Origin of the sequence: Paenibacillus oryzisoli (genome assembly GCF_001653565.1) — a bacterium.
Lineage (GTDB): Bacteria > Bacillota > Bacilli > Paenibacillales > NBRC-103111 > Paenibacillus_E > Paenibacillus_E oryzisoli.
Window position 1 is genome coordinate 66,439 of sequence record NZ_LYPB01000050.1, and the last position, 16,800, is coordinate 83,238.

The window sequence follows — 16,800 nt, forward strand, 5'->3', positions numbered from 1 at the left end:
AGAAACCCACAGCAATTAGCTGTGGGTTATAAGTCTATTTGAGTGCATTTTCCAATCAAGGATATAGCGGAAATAACTCCACATCCAATCTATCAGCAACAAGCGTGTAGAATTCGGGAAATCTTGGATCTGCCTTACTTATAAGCTCTTCGAATGTACGTATACATAGTCCTGATGCACTAATCGCAGTTATAATCTCTCCGACTGTCCAGCCTCGTACTAACACCTTGCTTAACTCCGAACGTTCTTCCTCAGGGAGCAGCTTAGCAAATGCCACTTGTCCTTCCTTAATCCGATCATCAAAGTAGTTACCAGTTGGCTCTGGCAAATTATATGTGTTCAGCCATGCCCGTGCGAAAGGATGAAAATCGGTCAAAATAAACCGGCCCATGCTCCCAAGTCTACGATGAACCACATTGAAAATAGCATGGAGATCTGTAAAGTAATGCAAAACACCAAACTCCATCAACACGATGTCAAATTGGCCTAGCTTTTCTTCGTTGGGGATATCCAAAGCATCTGAACAGATATAATTAATCATGACACCAGTAGCTGCAGCAACCTGCATCGCGTACAACCGATTTTCTTCCGATATGTCCACTACGGTCACTTCCGCACCTAACAATGCCAAAGAAATTGCCTTTCTACCATGTGAGCCCAGAAGGTTAAGAACACGCTTTCCTGCTAGATCACCCATATACTTTAACCAGTAACGCAAATGATGTTTGTGTTCTAGTTTCAGTTCCTCTGCAAGTTCTTCCGGTGTTCCATAATTACGAACCCATGCCTGATACGCTTTCGTTTCCCATGCCATTTTGTTCGCAGTTGACAGTTGTTTTTGCAAATACATACCTCCCAGATTTACTTAATCACTCCAGATGGTATATAATACCATTCACTTCTTTAATGTCAATATTTACTTTACAAAAAGAAATAAAAGAGCCGAATGGATCGTTCTCATCCACTCAGCTCTTAGGGTTATTTCACAATAATTTGTATAACGTCACTTACCGTTGTTCCACTTTCATTTATAAACTCACCACGATACTGATAAGTGCCAGGGGCTTTCCCAGAAATTTGTGTAATTGCTGATTGCGCACTTGGTGTGTGGGAAGATAAAGCTTGCTTTTCAATAAGTTCGCCATTTTCGTATAAGCGATATGCTACTGCGTTCGTCCCCCACCACATATTCGCGGTAATGGTATAGTTCCCATCTTGATCCCAGTTGTCACTGGACAACACAGGCTTGCCGGGATTCGCTTCAGCCACGGTGACGGTGTGTGGATCACATGCCGTCGTTCCATACGAATTCGATAACTCGCAGGTGTACACATAGGTTCCGTTTGACTTACCTTGTATCGGAACAATGGAAGTCTGAGCTGCTGGCGATGCATCGGCTAGTGGGTTCGCTTGGATCATCTGTCCATTCTCATACAACTTATACAGGGATCCATTATTCCCCCACCACATATTCATCGTAATATCGTAATCACCATCCTGCAGGCCAGTCGCAACAACATTGTTATCCGATAGTATCGGTTTAGCCGGTGCGAGTGCGCTATTCGCAAATGCTGAGTCGAAAGATTGCCGCTCGAACTTAACGGCATCAGCCCTCGTATAAATCATATCCGCAGGAAGGGTAGGCGGATCTACCGTAGTCGGAGTGTCCCTCGTTAAACGAACATACTCGCTGCCGTCCCCTGTAAAGTCGAAAGTGCCCAGAGTCACCCACCCGGACGAGCCGACTGTTGCATCGAGATACGTGACCTCGGTAACCGACTGATGTTTGACTTCAACTTTGACATGGTTATCGTTGGCCGTTGTATGAACAAGCTTATAAATAGAGACCGTATATCTCCCCGCAGGGAACTGGGCCTTCCAAGTCGCCGATGAACCTTGAACGGTAGAGTAGCGGGATTTCACGCCAATTTTGTAACCAGCTAAATTGCTCTGGCTCCATGACCCTTCTGTCGTGTATAACCCGGCCGTATTCGTACTGTCGACGATTACCGTCAGATCCTTGATCGCTATGGTCAAATGCGGTGTTGTTAGAGTCACTCCGTCCAGCGTGACCGAAGCCCACACTTCGATATGATCTGTTACGCCATCAAGACTTTGCAGGGTCAACACACCGCTGCTGTCGACTACAGCCAGATCGGTTCTATCCACGAAATACTGCACATTTGCCTGACTCAGGTCCGCGATCAGTCCATTATCCATATGACCAGTTACGCTCAGTTGAGCTTCTTGCGTCATCTGCAATTCTTCTCGATCTGACTTGATGACCACCGATTCCAATTGCAGCGCTCGATTAGGGTCCACCCACATCATGGCATCGGCAACTACGCGTGACTTGTTGGCCTTATTGGTTAATTCCACGTAGCCACTATCCCCTGCTGCAAAAGGATAAGCTCCTAGGAACATCCATGTTCCATTGGCTGTGGACTGATCAACGGTAACCGTCTCGGAGCCGCCGCTATAATGAATAGTAAATGTGGCATTGGTTGCCCAATTTTCCGTTGTTGCGGTAATTTGCGGCAGCTTGTAATACACGCTATACGTAACCGTTTCCGGCAACTCGGGCCGCCAAGCGATGGTACTTGTTGCTGTGCTCGCATTCGATTTAGCATACACATAGTTATCGTAATAATAGTCATTAGCCGTGGTATCCCGTATCCAGACGCCTTCTGTTTCGGCTTCCGTATTATCCACAATGATAGTTGATTCATCGTGCCATTCCGGTTGCACTGGCGTTACTGCAACGTGATCAGGCAGATAAAGCGTCCGCTTGCGGGTCTGTTTGCCGTCGGATTCCACATAATATGTGAACGTTTGGGATAAATCGTTTACCCGTACAGACCATTCCATCGGATAGATCGTATCTGGCACGGTCGTGTACGTGGCCCCGCCATCCAAAGAGTAATGGATCGTAGCTGACTTCGTCGTTTTGGCCTGCACATAAGCGTCGTAGGACGTTTCGTCAGGCTTGACGATGAGCATGCCTTTCACAGCATCGATTGGACTGTGAACATCGAAGAAATAGCTGGCATCCGATGTATCGGCCGTTCTAACCTGATGCAGTGGCACATCAATGTCGAGCCCCTCTACAATGATAGCGGTTATTCCCTTGCTTGAAACCGTGGCCTGAATGATTCCGCCACTCATAACCGCTTGCTGTGGTGTTCCATTATCGCGAATGATAGTGACGTTATAATCTTGTGCTGGATTGAACCCGATCATTTGCGCATTCAGTTCGATCGGAGTCTGTACCTCAGACGTCGATTCGTTACTTAAGCTGATGTAGAACTTATTGCCGCTTTCGCCCGTTATCCAGTTCAATTGCGGGTGGTTCGTCTCAATAATTCCTTTGGGCATCCAGAGCCACACATTGGAATTGCCATAAAATTGACCCGGTTTATTCCCATAGAGGTGATACTTGAACCATAAGAAATTCGTTTCGAATACGGAAGGGAACGTAATATTTCCATTCGATTTCAGCGATTGTTCACTGATCAAATAGTCCATCGTTTGCCCGAGCTGTGCTGGCATGTGGTGATAATAGATGGATGTAGCTCCGCTTGGACCTTCCAGTGGAAATTCTGGCTCTAATTGACTAACAGCAAAGCCTTTATAGTAATAACCGGGATAGCTGGAATAGCGTCCAATGACTGCATTATGAGCGATATCCTGCAAAAGTTTATCGCCTGTATAGAGTGATAGTCTCATCATGAATGGCGCTTCCTGCGCGTTCATCCGGTAATAGCCCGTTGTACTTCCCGCTTCAAACGTCAGCCCATTCGGAGAAACAAGCCATTTGTCCGCTTGCACGCCTCCGGCTACATCTTCAGGGAGCTTGTTCCTAGGATAGGCGTATTTCCCGCTTTCCGGCCAGTGGAACGACTCTGCGTAATTATACGTCTCTGGTTGCGGAATTGTAACGGTACCTTCATGGACAGGGCGAGCAACGAACATGGTGGCGTATTGCTTAGCTTCCTTGTATGCGGCATTCAAATACTTGGGATCTTTCGTTTCTTCGTAAAGCTCCAAGATCTCCATCCACAGTTTGCTATAGTAGTAAATGAACTCATTTTTACTCACATTCACAGTAGCAGGTGTATCGATATTTTGAGCGATATAGCTGTCGGCCGCATCCTTCGCATCTTGTAGATACTGCGCATCACCCGTCATGCGATACATCATCAGGGGTTGAATGACAGGTCCCCGATCTTTCTGATCAGGATCGCGCATAAGGTATTCTTCCTGTCCCAGCGCCTCGACTCCGGCCGAAGTGCCCAGCATCTGATTGACAGCCGCAACGCTGGAAACATCGAACGGCAAAGTTGCCATTTTCCAAAGAGAAGGCACGCTGTAGACCGGTTTCTGCGTCGGTGACCAACCGATGCCATTACGTGAGACTCCGTACTGAATGGACGGCAACGCCCTCGTATCGTAAAGCTGGTCGTCCCCAGTCAAATAGTATGCGCCTAGAAGAGCCGCACTTGATGTTGTTCGAACGCTATCCTCGTTCTCGATATCAATGAAGCCTTTGGCTCGATTCCACCAGCCGCTTGGCGAAGGAACAAAATTGACAGAATCGTCCCCTTGCGGTTCAATCTTCATGAGATCAATCATATTAAACATCGCATCTGTCAGCGATTGATCGGCGACATTTTCCCGGTATGCCGAATAATCGTATTCACTTCGGAGAATATCCTCATAAGCATCATAGAGAGGGCTGCGCTGAGCGATTAGCCCCATATGAAACTGATACGTGCTTTCCGCGGTCATCTGTGAATAAGTCCCCAGTTGCGGCGCATAAAGAATCGGCTGTACGTCACCTTCATTGTTGACAAGACTCATGCCAAGCCGCTGCTGGGAGACGCCGCCAGTCGGTTCAAACTCAACTGGAAGCTCCTCGGCTGGCGCAAATACGCCATACGTCAAAGGATTCCCCGATCCGTCGTTCTTTTCAATCAAACTCATTGGAGCACTTAGCTCCCTCAAACTAGTCGATTCAACCGAACCTACCATTTTGGCATGCGCCCTAAAGCCATTTAGCACTTCATTGATTCCAGAGACGGTCTCTGTTGTGAAAGATTGATAGCCAATGACATAATTCCCATTCCGACGAGGTGTAAAATCGAAGGAAACATCGGGTCTCTCACCCGACATCGACCAATTCACTTGCAAATCATATTCGCTGCTATGCAAGGAATCCGTTAATACGGCAGTCTGGCTATCTGGAAAAGTAACCCCGTCGAATGTAATCCAACGTTTATTCATCGTATCGTAGTAGTTGGTTCGACTTCCTGCATTGCCATCCAATAAGATCCACTGTTCTTCAAGTCTTTCTGCCACATTATTAATGGGTACCCAGTTCCCCGTCCCCGTGTCTTTGTAGAACAGATCACGAACGATGGATTTGCCTTCATCCCAAGTCGCTTCATAGAAGGTCGCCTTATAGTTGGCGTTTGCGATGCTGCCTTTCTCCGTATAACTGAGATTTGCCAAGGTGCGGCTGCGCAGTGGAGGCAACGGTGGCGCTTGCTGCCGGATATTACCTTCAAATTTGACGGCATCTGCCCGCGTAATAATCGTTCCCGTCGTAGGTTGCGTTCGTGTCAGCCGAACAAACTCGGTATCATTACCACTGAAATAATAGTTCCCCAAATCCACCCAACCGGCTGCAGGGCCTGATGATGGTCTTAGATCCATAAACATGACATCCGTTATCCCATTATGCACAATTTCAATTTTCACATTGCTATCTGCTTTATCCGCCCAATCCAGCTTGTAAAAAGATATTTTCGCCGTACCCGCTTCCAATCGCGGATTCCATGTGATCGTTCTTCCCACAGCATCTGTGTAGTTGGAACTGGAATTATTGTATCCTTTCACGCCCGTGCTTGTGCTCCAATATGGCGCCGAGTATCCGTTAGTCTTGTTCTCCACATCGACAGTGACCACACCATCCGTGGTGATGCTGCCATTATCAATAATGATTGTCTTATGAGGCTCTTTTTGCGCAATATTACCTTCAAATTTGACCGCGTCTGCACGCGTGAGAATTGTGCTCGTAGAGCTGGTGGACCGAGTCAACTTGACGTATTCCTCACCTATCCCGGAAAAATAGTATTCGCCCAAATCAACCCATCCCACAGCCGCACCAAATGCAGGTCTCAGATCGATAAATTGAACATCTGTCGTGCCATTATGAACGATTTCGATTTTCACATTGCTATCTGCTTTATCTGCCCAATCTAGCTTGTAAAAAGAAATTCTCGCCGTACCTGCGTCTAAACGTGGATTCCACGTTATGTTTCTACCTGCTGTACTGGTATATTTGGAGCTGGAATTATCATAGCCCTTCACCCCTGTACTTGTGGTCCAATTCGGAGCCGAGTAGCCGTTGTTTACGTTATCCGTATCCGGCGTCACAACACCATCAATCGTAATATTCCCGTCATCGATAACAATCGTTTTATACGGTAAGGTATCCGCACTAGCAGTTCTTGTTCCCACAAAGCTTAGCGGCATTATCATCGTCATTATCAAAACGAGTAAGAACAGCTTCTTTTTTATCATATAACTGACATCCTCCCCATGCATTGTTTGCGCTTTCAAAACATCATTTCCTCCTTTGTTGGCATGATCGCAAAGAAGTGATAGCCTTAATCGCTGGCTAAATCTTCCCCGTCTTATGTATCATAGCACCTCTCATGATCTCAAAATTTCTTTGATTTCTAGAATTTCTTATAAGATTTTAAGTGAATATCGAGTGGCGAGCCACCCTCCATTCTGGCTCGGCAATCGTACTTCTACTTCTACTTCTACTTCTACTTCTACTTCTACTTCTACTTCTACTTCTACTTCTACCAATACCGTTTAGACTTTTCTCCGCCGCTCCAAACAAATTAAATGGATTTTATGTAGTTATATGTGTTGATTATCCCCATCTGGGAGCAATAGATGGATTTTCTACAGTTAATTTCCACAAAAATCCACAAAACCGCCAATCCTTCTCAAATTAGCTGTACATTTTCCATCTAATCGCTAAATCCCAGACAAAACCGCAAAATTAGCTGTACATTTTCCATCTATTTGAATGTTAGCTACTCAACTGAGCACTACTTCTATCCCCGTCCATTCCCCCAACTCAGCTCGTAACCAACAATCACATTATCGCAAACATATCAATAAAGCCGTCCGTAAGTAGAAGAATCTACTTACGGACAGCCTTATATGCTTGCTACTATTAGGTCTTCCAAATAGCAATGATGAAACACTTCCTTTACATGGGCGGCTGCACCAACAACAACTTCCCAAGCTGGATCACCGTTTGATCGTACCAATCCGGGTGCTCCTGAACATGGCCCCTGCTCCGCTCATTGCCAGCGGCCTCAAACGCAGCCGCTTTGTCTGTCTTCTCGCTGTCGATTTCGAAACGAACCGTATGACGCCCATTCGGAAGCTCCGGCAAGAACACAAACTGATTACGATTGTGATCATTGTACAGTGTGAAGCGGTCGACAAGAAACGGCTCACCGCCATCCACCGTCACCTTCAACCTGCCGGAATCGGGTCCTCCGATATCGAACAGCCCGATGTGCGTACCTTCGAATTGCACCGTGAAAGATTCACCAGGATCGACTGCTCGCCATAGTCCGGGGAACAACCAATTATAATCACGCGCTAGCGCAAAATCATCAGGAGTCACGTAAGACCATCCTGCAGATAGCTGGGCATAGTCTTCCAGGGGCCGCATAGTGGCGTACTCCCACGGATTAGCCGGAACCAGCGTGTCATCAGGCAGGTTATGTTCGAGACTCTCCGAACTAAGTTCACGAATCTGCTCCCATGACCGAGTAATCGTATCCGTATAAATCTGATGCCCTTCCGGAATGATCGGATGGATCGAATCATGCGTAAATACAATAGCCCCGGGAATCGACTCGCCTGCCTCTTTACTCCCTGAGGTAAATATAAGCTTGCCCTCCGTCACCAATTGACTAACCGCTAAGCCCAGATGAATGGAAGGTATACCATAATAGTCTGCGACTTCCTCTTGCATAAGCGCTCCCTTCTGGTATTCCCCAGCCTGAAATCCCGCCACATCCCGCTCCTTCACCGTATAAACGAACAGAATGTCGGTAAACCGGTTCATCTTGCGGATTTGACGGACAATTCCTTCAATACGTGCTTTGGACTCGGGTACTCCGCCATCGTTACCAACAAACTCAACAAACACAAGATCGGGCTGATGGCGCAGCACATCCGTCTCCAAGCGAGCGCAGCCTAAATCCGATCCCGTACCGTCAATCCCAGCATTTACTGTGCGGATATCTGCTTTGGGGTATTGCCCCTGCAGCCAATTCGCCGTCATCACCCTATATCCCTGAGAACGCGTATTACTTCCGCCAAAATAGACAATCGTCACGGCTTCCCCATTCTCCAACTTCCGAATGACATTAGGTAAACCTCTTCGAGGGAATAATTCCTGCATCATGACTTCACCTGTCCTCTCATATCGTTGCTAGGAGCGAACAATTTTACAGCAAACACTTCATGATAAGGCGAACCATACGTTGCGCAGAAATCAATCCGGATTCGGGTCACATGTTGCGCGTCCACCCGATGTTTATTCAAAGTTTGATAATTCCCACGGATACTAATTCCCTTCTCGGTTCCATCTTCGAAAGTCAAAGTCACATCATAGTCTTGCATAAGGGGTTCGATCGGATCATCGAAATGCTCCAAGTCCAGCTGTGAATTGAATACAAGATGAATTTCGTCCAGACTTTTAGGACTGGCCAAACTAAGTTCCAACCATTCCCGTCCTTCCGTACGTTCGGAAATCCAGCCGTTCGGCAGACCATAGGGTCTGGAGTAGCCGTTGACGACATTCTCGGGGTTATACATATTCTGCGCTGGCAGCACGTCCTTGAAGCAAATGCTCTTACCCAATTTCTTCAACTTGGAAGGCTCTTCCGGCCTATAAAGGAAGCTTACCGCTCCTGTTATTTTCTCTTCATTCCCGTATACAGCGAGACTCTCCGTACCTTCCAGTACGATGTATATTTTATCATCCGCTGGCTTCACGCAACCCAAGTCTAGCGTAATCCAGCCGTCATGACCGGCAGCAATAGCCACATTGTATTCTTTTAACAGGCTGGTAGGAATGTAGTTTTCCTTCCGATCTCCGCCAAGTAATTTCACATGCAGCGTTTCTGTATGCTCGGAACTATTTTTAATGGAGATCTGTACGCTATCTCCCACAGATGTCTGAATGGGCAGGACCAAACATACCCCTTGATCCAGCGGAATCGCTTCAGTTGGATTGAGATTCTCATAGTTGCGCTGAGATGAGGCACTGACGCTTAGCCCATCAGCGAAGTAAGGATCCAATTCTTCTTTGAGTCCTACAATCGTCTGCCCATCCCGAAGCAGCAACGCCTGCAGCTCTTCCATATGAGCATGTGCGATATCTGCGGGGTCTACCTCATATTTCAGACATAGCGAAGCAGCTGTTCCAACCGCCTGCCCCATACAACCACAGGTTGCCATTACCCTTGTCGATCCGAAAGCAACATGCGTAGCACTGATATTGCGACCAGCGAACATGAGGTTAGGTATATTTTGCGAGAATAAACTACGGAACGGAATATTGTATAAGCCCGGCACGAAATTCCAAGCTGTAGCGGGGCCGTCATCATAGATCCCCTTCGCAGCATGTAAATCCATATACCAGCCACCGACGGATACAGCATCTTCGAAGTGCGGTTTATCTATTAGATCATTCTGGGACAGCATGTGATTCCCAATAAAACGCCTCGACTCCCGCTTGCCCGGAATTGGGCATACATAATCCAAGATGAGATTGTCGACATCATCAAATTCGCCGCTATTCTTGATATAATCCCAAATCCCGTAAACCAATTTGCGAAGCTCCAATGCGATGTCTTCATTATTGGTAATAATATCCATATGTCCGCCGTATTCCAGCCACCACAATCCGCCAAGTCCATTGATTTTCCTAGGGAAAGCCCGATGATTCAAACCCTTCCTGATACTATCGAAAAAGGGCAACTTCGTAATATCATACGCAAAGCCAGGCCTTTTGAACGGAACGGCATATTCTACATCGCGAGCTTGGAAAAGGATCGTGTCTCCCATGGTGTAATGGTCCGCCACTTCGGGAGCCAAGGTTTCATTGTACTCATGCTTCGCTTCCCTCCCCCATCGAAAGTGCGCGCCTGCCTGAAATCCAACAACCCCATCTCCCGAGCAATCGATGTACGTTCGGCTTTCAAACCGGAATTTTCTTTCGGAAGCTAATTGAAGGCCTTCCACCCATGCAATTCTGCCGTTCTCCATGCCCGTTTCATGCACACATGTATTTAAATAGAGAGCAATGTTAGGCTCCGCATAAACCATATCCAACAAGACCGTATCCGAAAGCGAAAGCATAAGCTTCTTGTTATATAGGGGATTGTAATGAAAAATCTTCAACTTGAGTTCTTCCACTAACCCGCCTTCACGCGCATAATAGGATGGACTTTTGCCGAGATAAGCCGACCCGTTAATATGAACCCTAACCTCGCTGCTGGCATTCCCTCCAAGCACTGGTCGATCATTAATAAGTGACACTTGCAGCCCTTGACGAGCTGCAGCAATAGCAGCACATAGCCCAGCAATTCCTCCGCCTATGACGGTAACATCCGCTTTAATAAGCTCCATTGTAATAACCTCCATGATAAGATACATCTCTCATGGTAGTCCTTTTGAACGCCGTTTATTTACACGATTTCAAGAAAAAATCATATTTTATTTAGATTCATACCTCGTTATTTTTATCCGATATTGCTTCGGTGTATCGCCGGTATATTCTTTGAACAGTTTGCAAAAATACCCCTCGTTTACTATGCCTACTTCCTCGCACAATTCCAATATCGAATAATCCTGAACATTGAGCAGTTCGAGCGCCAATTGGATCTTTTTACGATTGATATAGCTAATCACGCCTTCATTCATGGTTTTCTTAAAGAGGGAGCTGAAATACGATGGCGCTAAGTTCACATTCTCAGCAATCGCCTCCAAAGTTAAACGCTGCCTCAGATTCTTCTCGATAAACCGCATGGCTCCCATAATTTCTGCCCGATGCAGGAGTTGACCAGCGTGTACGTATCCGAATGTAAAGTCGCTAATATAGGTTAGCTGCTCTCTGAAAGTCATAAATTCAATGGGAAACTCGGCTACATCCGTGGTTGACGTATTCCCCGATTTAAATTTCGCCGTAATGTCCCTGTATAAATCTCGAAGCATGGGCGCCATGATCGACCTATGGATCTTATGATCCATAACAAATTGATGGAGTTCCGCAAATTCTTTCTCCAATTCTTCCTTGGAAACTTGTCTTTGCACCCCTACCAGAAAACCGGCCAATTTCTGCTGAAATTCCTCCCTCCTGTCATTCCGGTACTGGAACCGATGCGGGGGTGTTTTGACTACTTTTTCCCCATGATAATAGAAATCCTCACTCACATTGTGAGCTTCCGTGTAAGCCTGTTTGATCGATTCCCAGCCTCGATGCGAACCGCCGAAAGCGACAGATACGCGTTGATTCAGATACTGCTGCAAATGGGTAACAATCTGACTCCCCAATGTCTGGCAGGCATACTCGGTATCCATATCGCTGCGATTATTTTCCCAGGATAGGAAGCCAATAAAACGGTTATCAGAGAGATCCGTAGCGACACCACTGCCACAATTCATCACGGTTTCTTCGATGACATTCGTTATCGCATATTTCAAAATGTTTTGGTCAACAGCTGAATATTCATTCCGAAAATTCTCATACAGATTCATCTCTACAATAAAACAGCAGTAGTTGGCTTGAAAGAACTGAGACTCCATGCGATTGGTGAAATTCGATACCCGATGAGGCGGTATTTCACCTCTAATCAGCTCGTTGAAAAATTGCTTGCGAACTCTATATTTATTTTCAAGCACGGATATGTTTAATAATTGAAACTCTTCTTCTTTTTTCTTAACCTCATCCAGAATTCCAGCTGCCCGGACCAAAGCTCGATTCAAATCAGCTTCATTTAACGGAACTTTAACAATGTATTCCAAGACGTTGGCATGAATAGCCCGCTGTGCATATTCAAACGTCGAATAGGCCGTCAAGAGAATGAATTGGGTATGCGGCAGCTCCTGCTTTAACTGCTCAATCATGGCGATCCCATCCATGCGCGGCATCACGATATCGGAGATAACAATATCAGGCTTAAGCTGCATAATCTCCTCTATCCCCTTCTGCCCATTGTTCGCCTTTCCCACTACATGAAATACCCTTTCCTTCTGGGAGAGCTCGCTAAAAAATAGTTCCAATCGTTGAATGATCAGGTCTTCATCGTCAACTATGAAGCAGGTGTATTCTTTCACTTTCATGCATCTCCTTTAAACGAACCTTCTGGGAATACGGCGCGAACAGAGGTCATTTCCTGAGGTGTACTTATGATTTGGAGCCCGTACTGCTCCCCGTAGTGCAGTCTGATTCGACCATGAATATTGTTTAACCCGATTCTTTTCCTCTTTACTTCTACATCACTTGGTTCAGCGATTAAAATATGTGCAATACGATCCGCTGGAATGCCTTCCCCTTGATCAATGACTTCGATCATAACGTTGCCGCCATTCCTGTACGCATGGATTGTAATCGAGCCTTCGATGCCACCTCCGCTGTAACCATGGAAGATACTATTCTCCACAATCGGTTGCAGCAGCATGCGAAATACCGGAAAATCCATTAACCCCTCTTCGATATGCTCAATTAACTCGAAGTGCCTGTTATACCGGATGTTCTGGATCGCGATATAGTCCGATACATTGCGTAACTCCTGACGCAGCGAAACCTTCTCCGACGCGTCAGCGATCCCGTATTCCAATATGGCAATGAGTGATCCGATGACCACATCTACTTTCTCTATTTGTCCCAGACGTATGACATTGCTGATAGATCCAAGTGTATTATATAGAAAATGAGGATTTATTTGCGATTGCAGCACTTGGATTTCCAGCTTCCGCTCCAGTTCATTATGAAGCTCTGCTCGTCGAATCAGCTCCACAATTTGCTGCAGCATGCGGTCAAATGCTAGGGAAAGGTCACCGAATTCATCGTTTCGCTTAATCGTAACTGTTGTCGTCAGATCTCCTTGTTCGACCCGCTTCATTTTGGTTTTGAGCGCATAGAGTGGATTCCTTATATATTTGGCGATAAAAAAGGAAATAAACAAACTTAAGAGCAGGCCTGCAACTAGCAGTCCGAGATAAAAGTTTTCCAATCTGGACAGAGCTGCCTCCATACGAGATTCATCGTTGATTGAGATGAGGAACCAATTAAACTTCTCTGTCGGTTTCTTGAGAATAGAGACTGGAATGCCCTCTTGGGTATGCAGTTGAAGACTTGTTCCTGTCGTGTCCAAAATTTCTTCTGCCGATGTATCCCCAATGGAGAACGTATGGTCTTGAATACTTAGGGGACCTCTATTTTCTGAAAATCCAGCTATGATTTTACCCGATGTGGTCATCAAAGCCAGATTCATTTGTTCTTTTTTATTAATTTTAAATAAGGTTTCTTCAATCGCATTAAGATCCAAATCTACCGCAATCGCCAGTGGATACGGAGCTCCGTTCAGATATCGCACCATCGTAACGGTCCATCCGGAATACTTCGATTTATACGGATCACTGACAAAGGTAGTCCGTCTGTTATTGTCGGCTGCGTCAAACAAAGGTTTTCTGTCCGATAGAGGTTCATCGAAAATTCGCGTAGTCGTACTTCCGCCTAGAATGGATAAATCACTATTGATCAAATAAATGTTGCTCACGTAATTACTGTTGAGTTCATAGAGCTCTCTTAATTGCTTCTTAATTACTTCCGTATTGGCAATGTTGGCTTTCACTGAAGTTTCTACCGAGAACAAGATGGTCTGGAAGGAGGAAAAATTAACTGTTAAATACTGATCAACTTTGTCTAGTATTTGGTTCGTATAATAAATATCATTGGTCCTGATTTCTTTCTGAACATAGCGATAGGACAATTGGCTTATCAAGATAATACAGCTTAATACGAATGCAAACACGATCGTGAATAATTTAATAGGCAAGCTGATTCTTCTTCGCATCGGTCATCTTCCTTTGGAGGCTGTAATCACCTAAGCATAGCATAGGACAACAAAGAGAGGGGCGGTTTATCGCCACTCTCTTTGTCTATTACTTGATTAAGCCTGCTTCTTTAAATTGCTTAACAGCCGTATCTTTATATTTCTGCATGTCGAACTTGGTGTCCAATGTTTTGAGGAAAGCATCCCAGTTCGTCAGAGGGTCTTTGCCTGACATGAACTTCACTAAGCTTTCATTAATGAAACGTGTACGGTCTGCAGCCAGGGAATCGCTCGGGTCTGCTGTCAACAGATTTCCAGCCAGAGTAAGACCTACATATTGCTGATTGTTCGCGAAAGCTTCTGCCGTCTTCGGATTCTGGAAGGAGAAGTACTCGGCGTCATCGCCACGACGCGGCATTCTATAGTGATCCACCCATAAGTACTTTTCTTTCATATCTTTGGATAATTCAGAAGTTTTATTTTTGATTTTGCCATCTACGACATCCCAATGAATGCCTTTAATTCCGTATGCGAAATTCGGATAGGCTTCTTTGTCCGTAAACATATATTCCAGCATGGACAGGATCCGAATGATTTTGTCCTTATCCGCTTTCTTGGAAATGGCCCATGAGTTGACTTGGAACGATTTTCTCTCCACGATTTGATCGCCGTATGGCCCTTTCATTGGAGGAATCACGATCCATTCTGGTACCTCTCCGCCAATTTCTTTCATCTTCTGCTGATAATCCGGTTCAAGTCTGCGGGCATCTCGAATCATAAAGCCAACTTTACCTTTAAATAACTTCTGGTCTAACAAATCTGGTGTATTCATCGTCACCCAGTCGGGGTCCACAACTTTGGCTGTCATCATTTTATTGATGTAGCCGAGAGCTTCCTTCATTTTAGGATCGATAAATAAGAATACCGGTTTATTGTCTTTGATATCAATGGCTGAAGGCGGATTGACACCGAACATCCACATCAAGCTATCGAAGCCGTAGGTTTGCAGATTACCTTCTTTATTCATACCGCCGATGAATCCGTACGTATCGTTTTTACCGTTTCCATCTGGGTCTTTCTCCGTAAAGGCTTTCATTACTTCGAATAGTTCGTCAGGCGTTGTCGGTACTTTCATGCCTAGCTTTTTTAACCAATCGTTGCGGATGAAGAAACTTCGACTGATACCGTTTACATTATCATACCCTGGAATTCCAATGGTTTTTCCTTGATAGGACGTCGCATCCCATGAGTCTTGAGCAAAACGCTTCTTCAATTCGGGAAATTGATCCAAGTACGGAGTCAAATCCGCCAGAACGCCTTGATCATAATATTGTGCGAGATCGGAGCGACTCTTCAAGAAGAGCAAATCAGGAATATCTCCACCTGCAATGAGCGTATTCAACTTCGTTGTTGCTTGCCCAGCTTGCGGAATCGTCATATCCAGATCGATGTTCATCGCCTTTTCCAACATTTGGCGTTGGATATCTTCCTCACGTGGAGGTATTGGAGCGGCAGCATTGAAAGTCCCTTGGTTAAACATCGAGATCTTTATTTTGTTCGCAAACTTGCTAGACTCGGATTGCGGGCTGCTGGAAGCTGTCTGCTTTACGTCCTCTTGGTTCCCACATGCTGACAATAGCGTTCCGAGCCCTACTACAGCAGCCAGAACAGTAAATGTAATCTTCTTACGTTGCATATTGACCTCTCCTTTTGCTTGTATATATATTATCACGGTATCCCGTAACAACCTAGGTAGGAATTGCCTTTAACCTTTAATCGATCCCATAAGCACGCCTTTGGTAAAATGCTTTTGCATAAATGGATACACAATTAAGATCGGAACCGTCGTCACGACGACAGCCGCCATTTGCACAGCGAATTTGCTCACCGTTCCGGTATTGGCCATCGAATCAGCATTTTGTGATGAAATGTTAAGTAGAATGTTGCGCAAGACAACTTGCAGCGGCATTAAGTTGGCATCATTCAAGTACACAATCGCATCGAAATAACTGTTCCAATGTCCTACCGCGTAAAATAAGGATATCGTGGCAAGCACGGGCATTGAGAGAGGTAAAATAATTCTCCAAAGCGACTGCAGCTCACTTGCACCGTCTACCCTAGCCGATTCCTCGATTTCAGGGGGCAATTGCTCGAAAAAGCCTTTAATAATAACCAGATTAAATGCACTAATGAGATGCGGGATAATCAATACCCACGGACTGTTTAGCAATCCTAGAGAGCGGATTAACAAATAGCTCGGAATTAAGCCTCCGCTGAACATCATCGTAAACACAATAAATATTAAGAATGTGCTGCGTCCTGGCAAATATTTTTTGGATAGGGGATAAGCAGCTGCAACTGTAAATATCACATTAAGCGCAGTACCTACGATTGTTCGAAATAACGTAATTTTGTACGCTTGCCCAATACCATGCGAAATGAATACTTCTTTATAGGCTAAGAAAGTAAAGGTTTCTGGTATAATTACAATCCCTTTTCTTACGACTTCCGATTCCGGCGTCACGGAAACAGCAACCACATATAAAAAGGGAAGTAAGCAAAGTAGGGCTAGTATTACAAGAATGGAATAGACGACTACTTGCCATATTTTTTCCCCGACTGTCAAATTAATCAT

The 16,800-nt window shown here is 45.4% G+C and carries 8 protein-coding genes; all 8 read right to left on the reverse strand.

Annotated elements, in window-relative coordinates; translation table 11 throughout:
* Nucleotides 1-55: 55 nt before the first annotated feature.
* The 8 genes from A8708_RS08485 to A8708_RS08520 all read right to left on the reverse strand — a co-directional run bounded on the left by A8708_RS08485 (nt 56) and on the right by A8708_RS08520 (nt 16,800).
* Nucleotides 56-844, reverse strand: a complete 789-nt coding sequence (locus A8708_RS08485) for a class I SAM-dependent methyltransferase (RefSeq protein ID WP_068663081.1) — start codon at nt 842-844, stop codon at nt 56-58.
* A 134-nt stretch (nt 845-978) separates the two neighbouring features.
* The gene (locus tag A8708_RS36370; RefSeq protein WP_068663082.1) at nt 979-6,624 is read right to left on the reverse strand and encodes a golvesin C-terminal-like domain-containing protein; all 5,646 of its coding nucleotides are present in this window, start codon (nt 6,622-6,624) and stop codon (nt 979-981) included.
* Between the two features lie 667 nt (nt 6,625-7,291).
* The gene (locus A8708_RS08495) at nt 7,292-8,503 is read right to left on the reverse strand and encodes a GDSL-type esterase/lipase family protein (protein ID WP_068663083.1); all 1,212 of its coding nucleotides are present in this window, start codon (nt 8,501-8,503) and stop codon (nt 7,292-7,294) included.
* Nucleotides 8,503-10,737, reverse strand: a complete 2,235-nt coding sequence (locus tag A8708_RS08500; RefSeq protein WP_082927362.1) for an FAD-dependent oxidoreductase — start codon at nt 10,735-10,737, stop codon at nt 8,503-8,505. The genes A8708_RS08495 and A8708_RS08500 overlap by 1 nt, the downstream gene beginning before the upstream one ends.
* A gap of 87 nt (nt 10,738-10,824) precedes the next feature.
* Nucleotides 10,825-12,450 (reverse strand): response regulator, encoded by a 1,626-nt coding sequence (locus A8708_RS08505; RefSeq protein ID WP_068663084.1) that lies wholly within the window; start codon nt 12,448-12,450, stop codon nt 10,825-10,827.
* Nucleotides 12,447-14,186: a sensor histidine kinase gene (locus A8708_RS08510; RefSeq protein WP_068663085.1), complete on the reverse strand. Its 1,740-nt coding sequence runs from the start codon at nt 14,184-14,186 to the stop codon at nt 12,447-12,449. The genes A8708_RS08505 and A8708_RS08510 overlap by 4 nt, the downstream gene beginning before the upstream one ends.
* Before the next feature lie 88 nt (nt 14,187-14,274).
* Entirely contained in the window at nt 14,275-15,861 is a 1,587-nt protein-coding gene (locus A8708_RS08515) for an extracellular solute-binding protein (RefSeq protein WP_068663086.1), read from the reverse strand.
* 69 nt (nt 15,862-15,930) lie between these two features.
* Complete coding sequence (locus A8708_RS08520) at nt 15,931-16,800, reverse strand: carbohydrate ABC transporter permease (RefSeq protein WP_068663087.1); 870 nt, start codon at nt 16,798-16,800, stop codon at nt 15,931-15,933.

Bases quoted from the DNA above. Each gene is read 5' to 3' on its own strand.
- A8708_RS08500 (WP_082927362.1), bottom strand. From the start codon at position 10,737: ATGGAGCTTATTAAAGCGGATGTTACCGTCATAGGCGGAGGAATTGCT.
- A8708_RS08520 (WP_068663087.1), bottom strand. From the start codon at position 16,800: ATGATTAATTTGACAGTCGGGGAAAAAATATGGCAAGTAGTCGTCTAT.
- A8708_RS08505 (WP_068663084.1), bottom strand. From the start codon at position 12,450: ATGAAAGTGAAAGAATACACCTGCTTCATAGTTGACGATGAAGACCTG.
- A8708_RS08510 (WP_068663085.1), bottom strand. From the start codon at position 14,186: ATGCGAAGAAGAATCAGCTTGCCTATTAAATTATTCACGATCGTGTTT.
- A8708_RS08515 (WP_068663086.1), bottom strand. From the start codon at position 15,861: ATGCAACGTAAGAAGATTACATTTACTGTTCTGGCTGCTGTAGTAGGG.
- A8708_RS08495 (WP_068663083.1), bottom strand. From the start codon at position 8,503: ATGCAGGAATTATTCCCTCGAAGAGGTTTACCTAATGTCATTCGGAAG.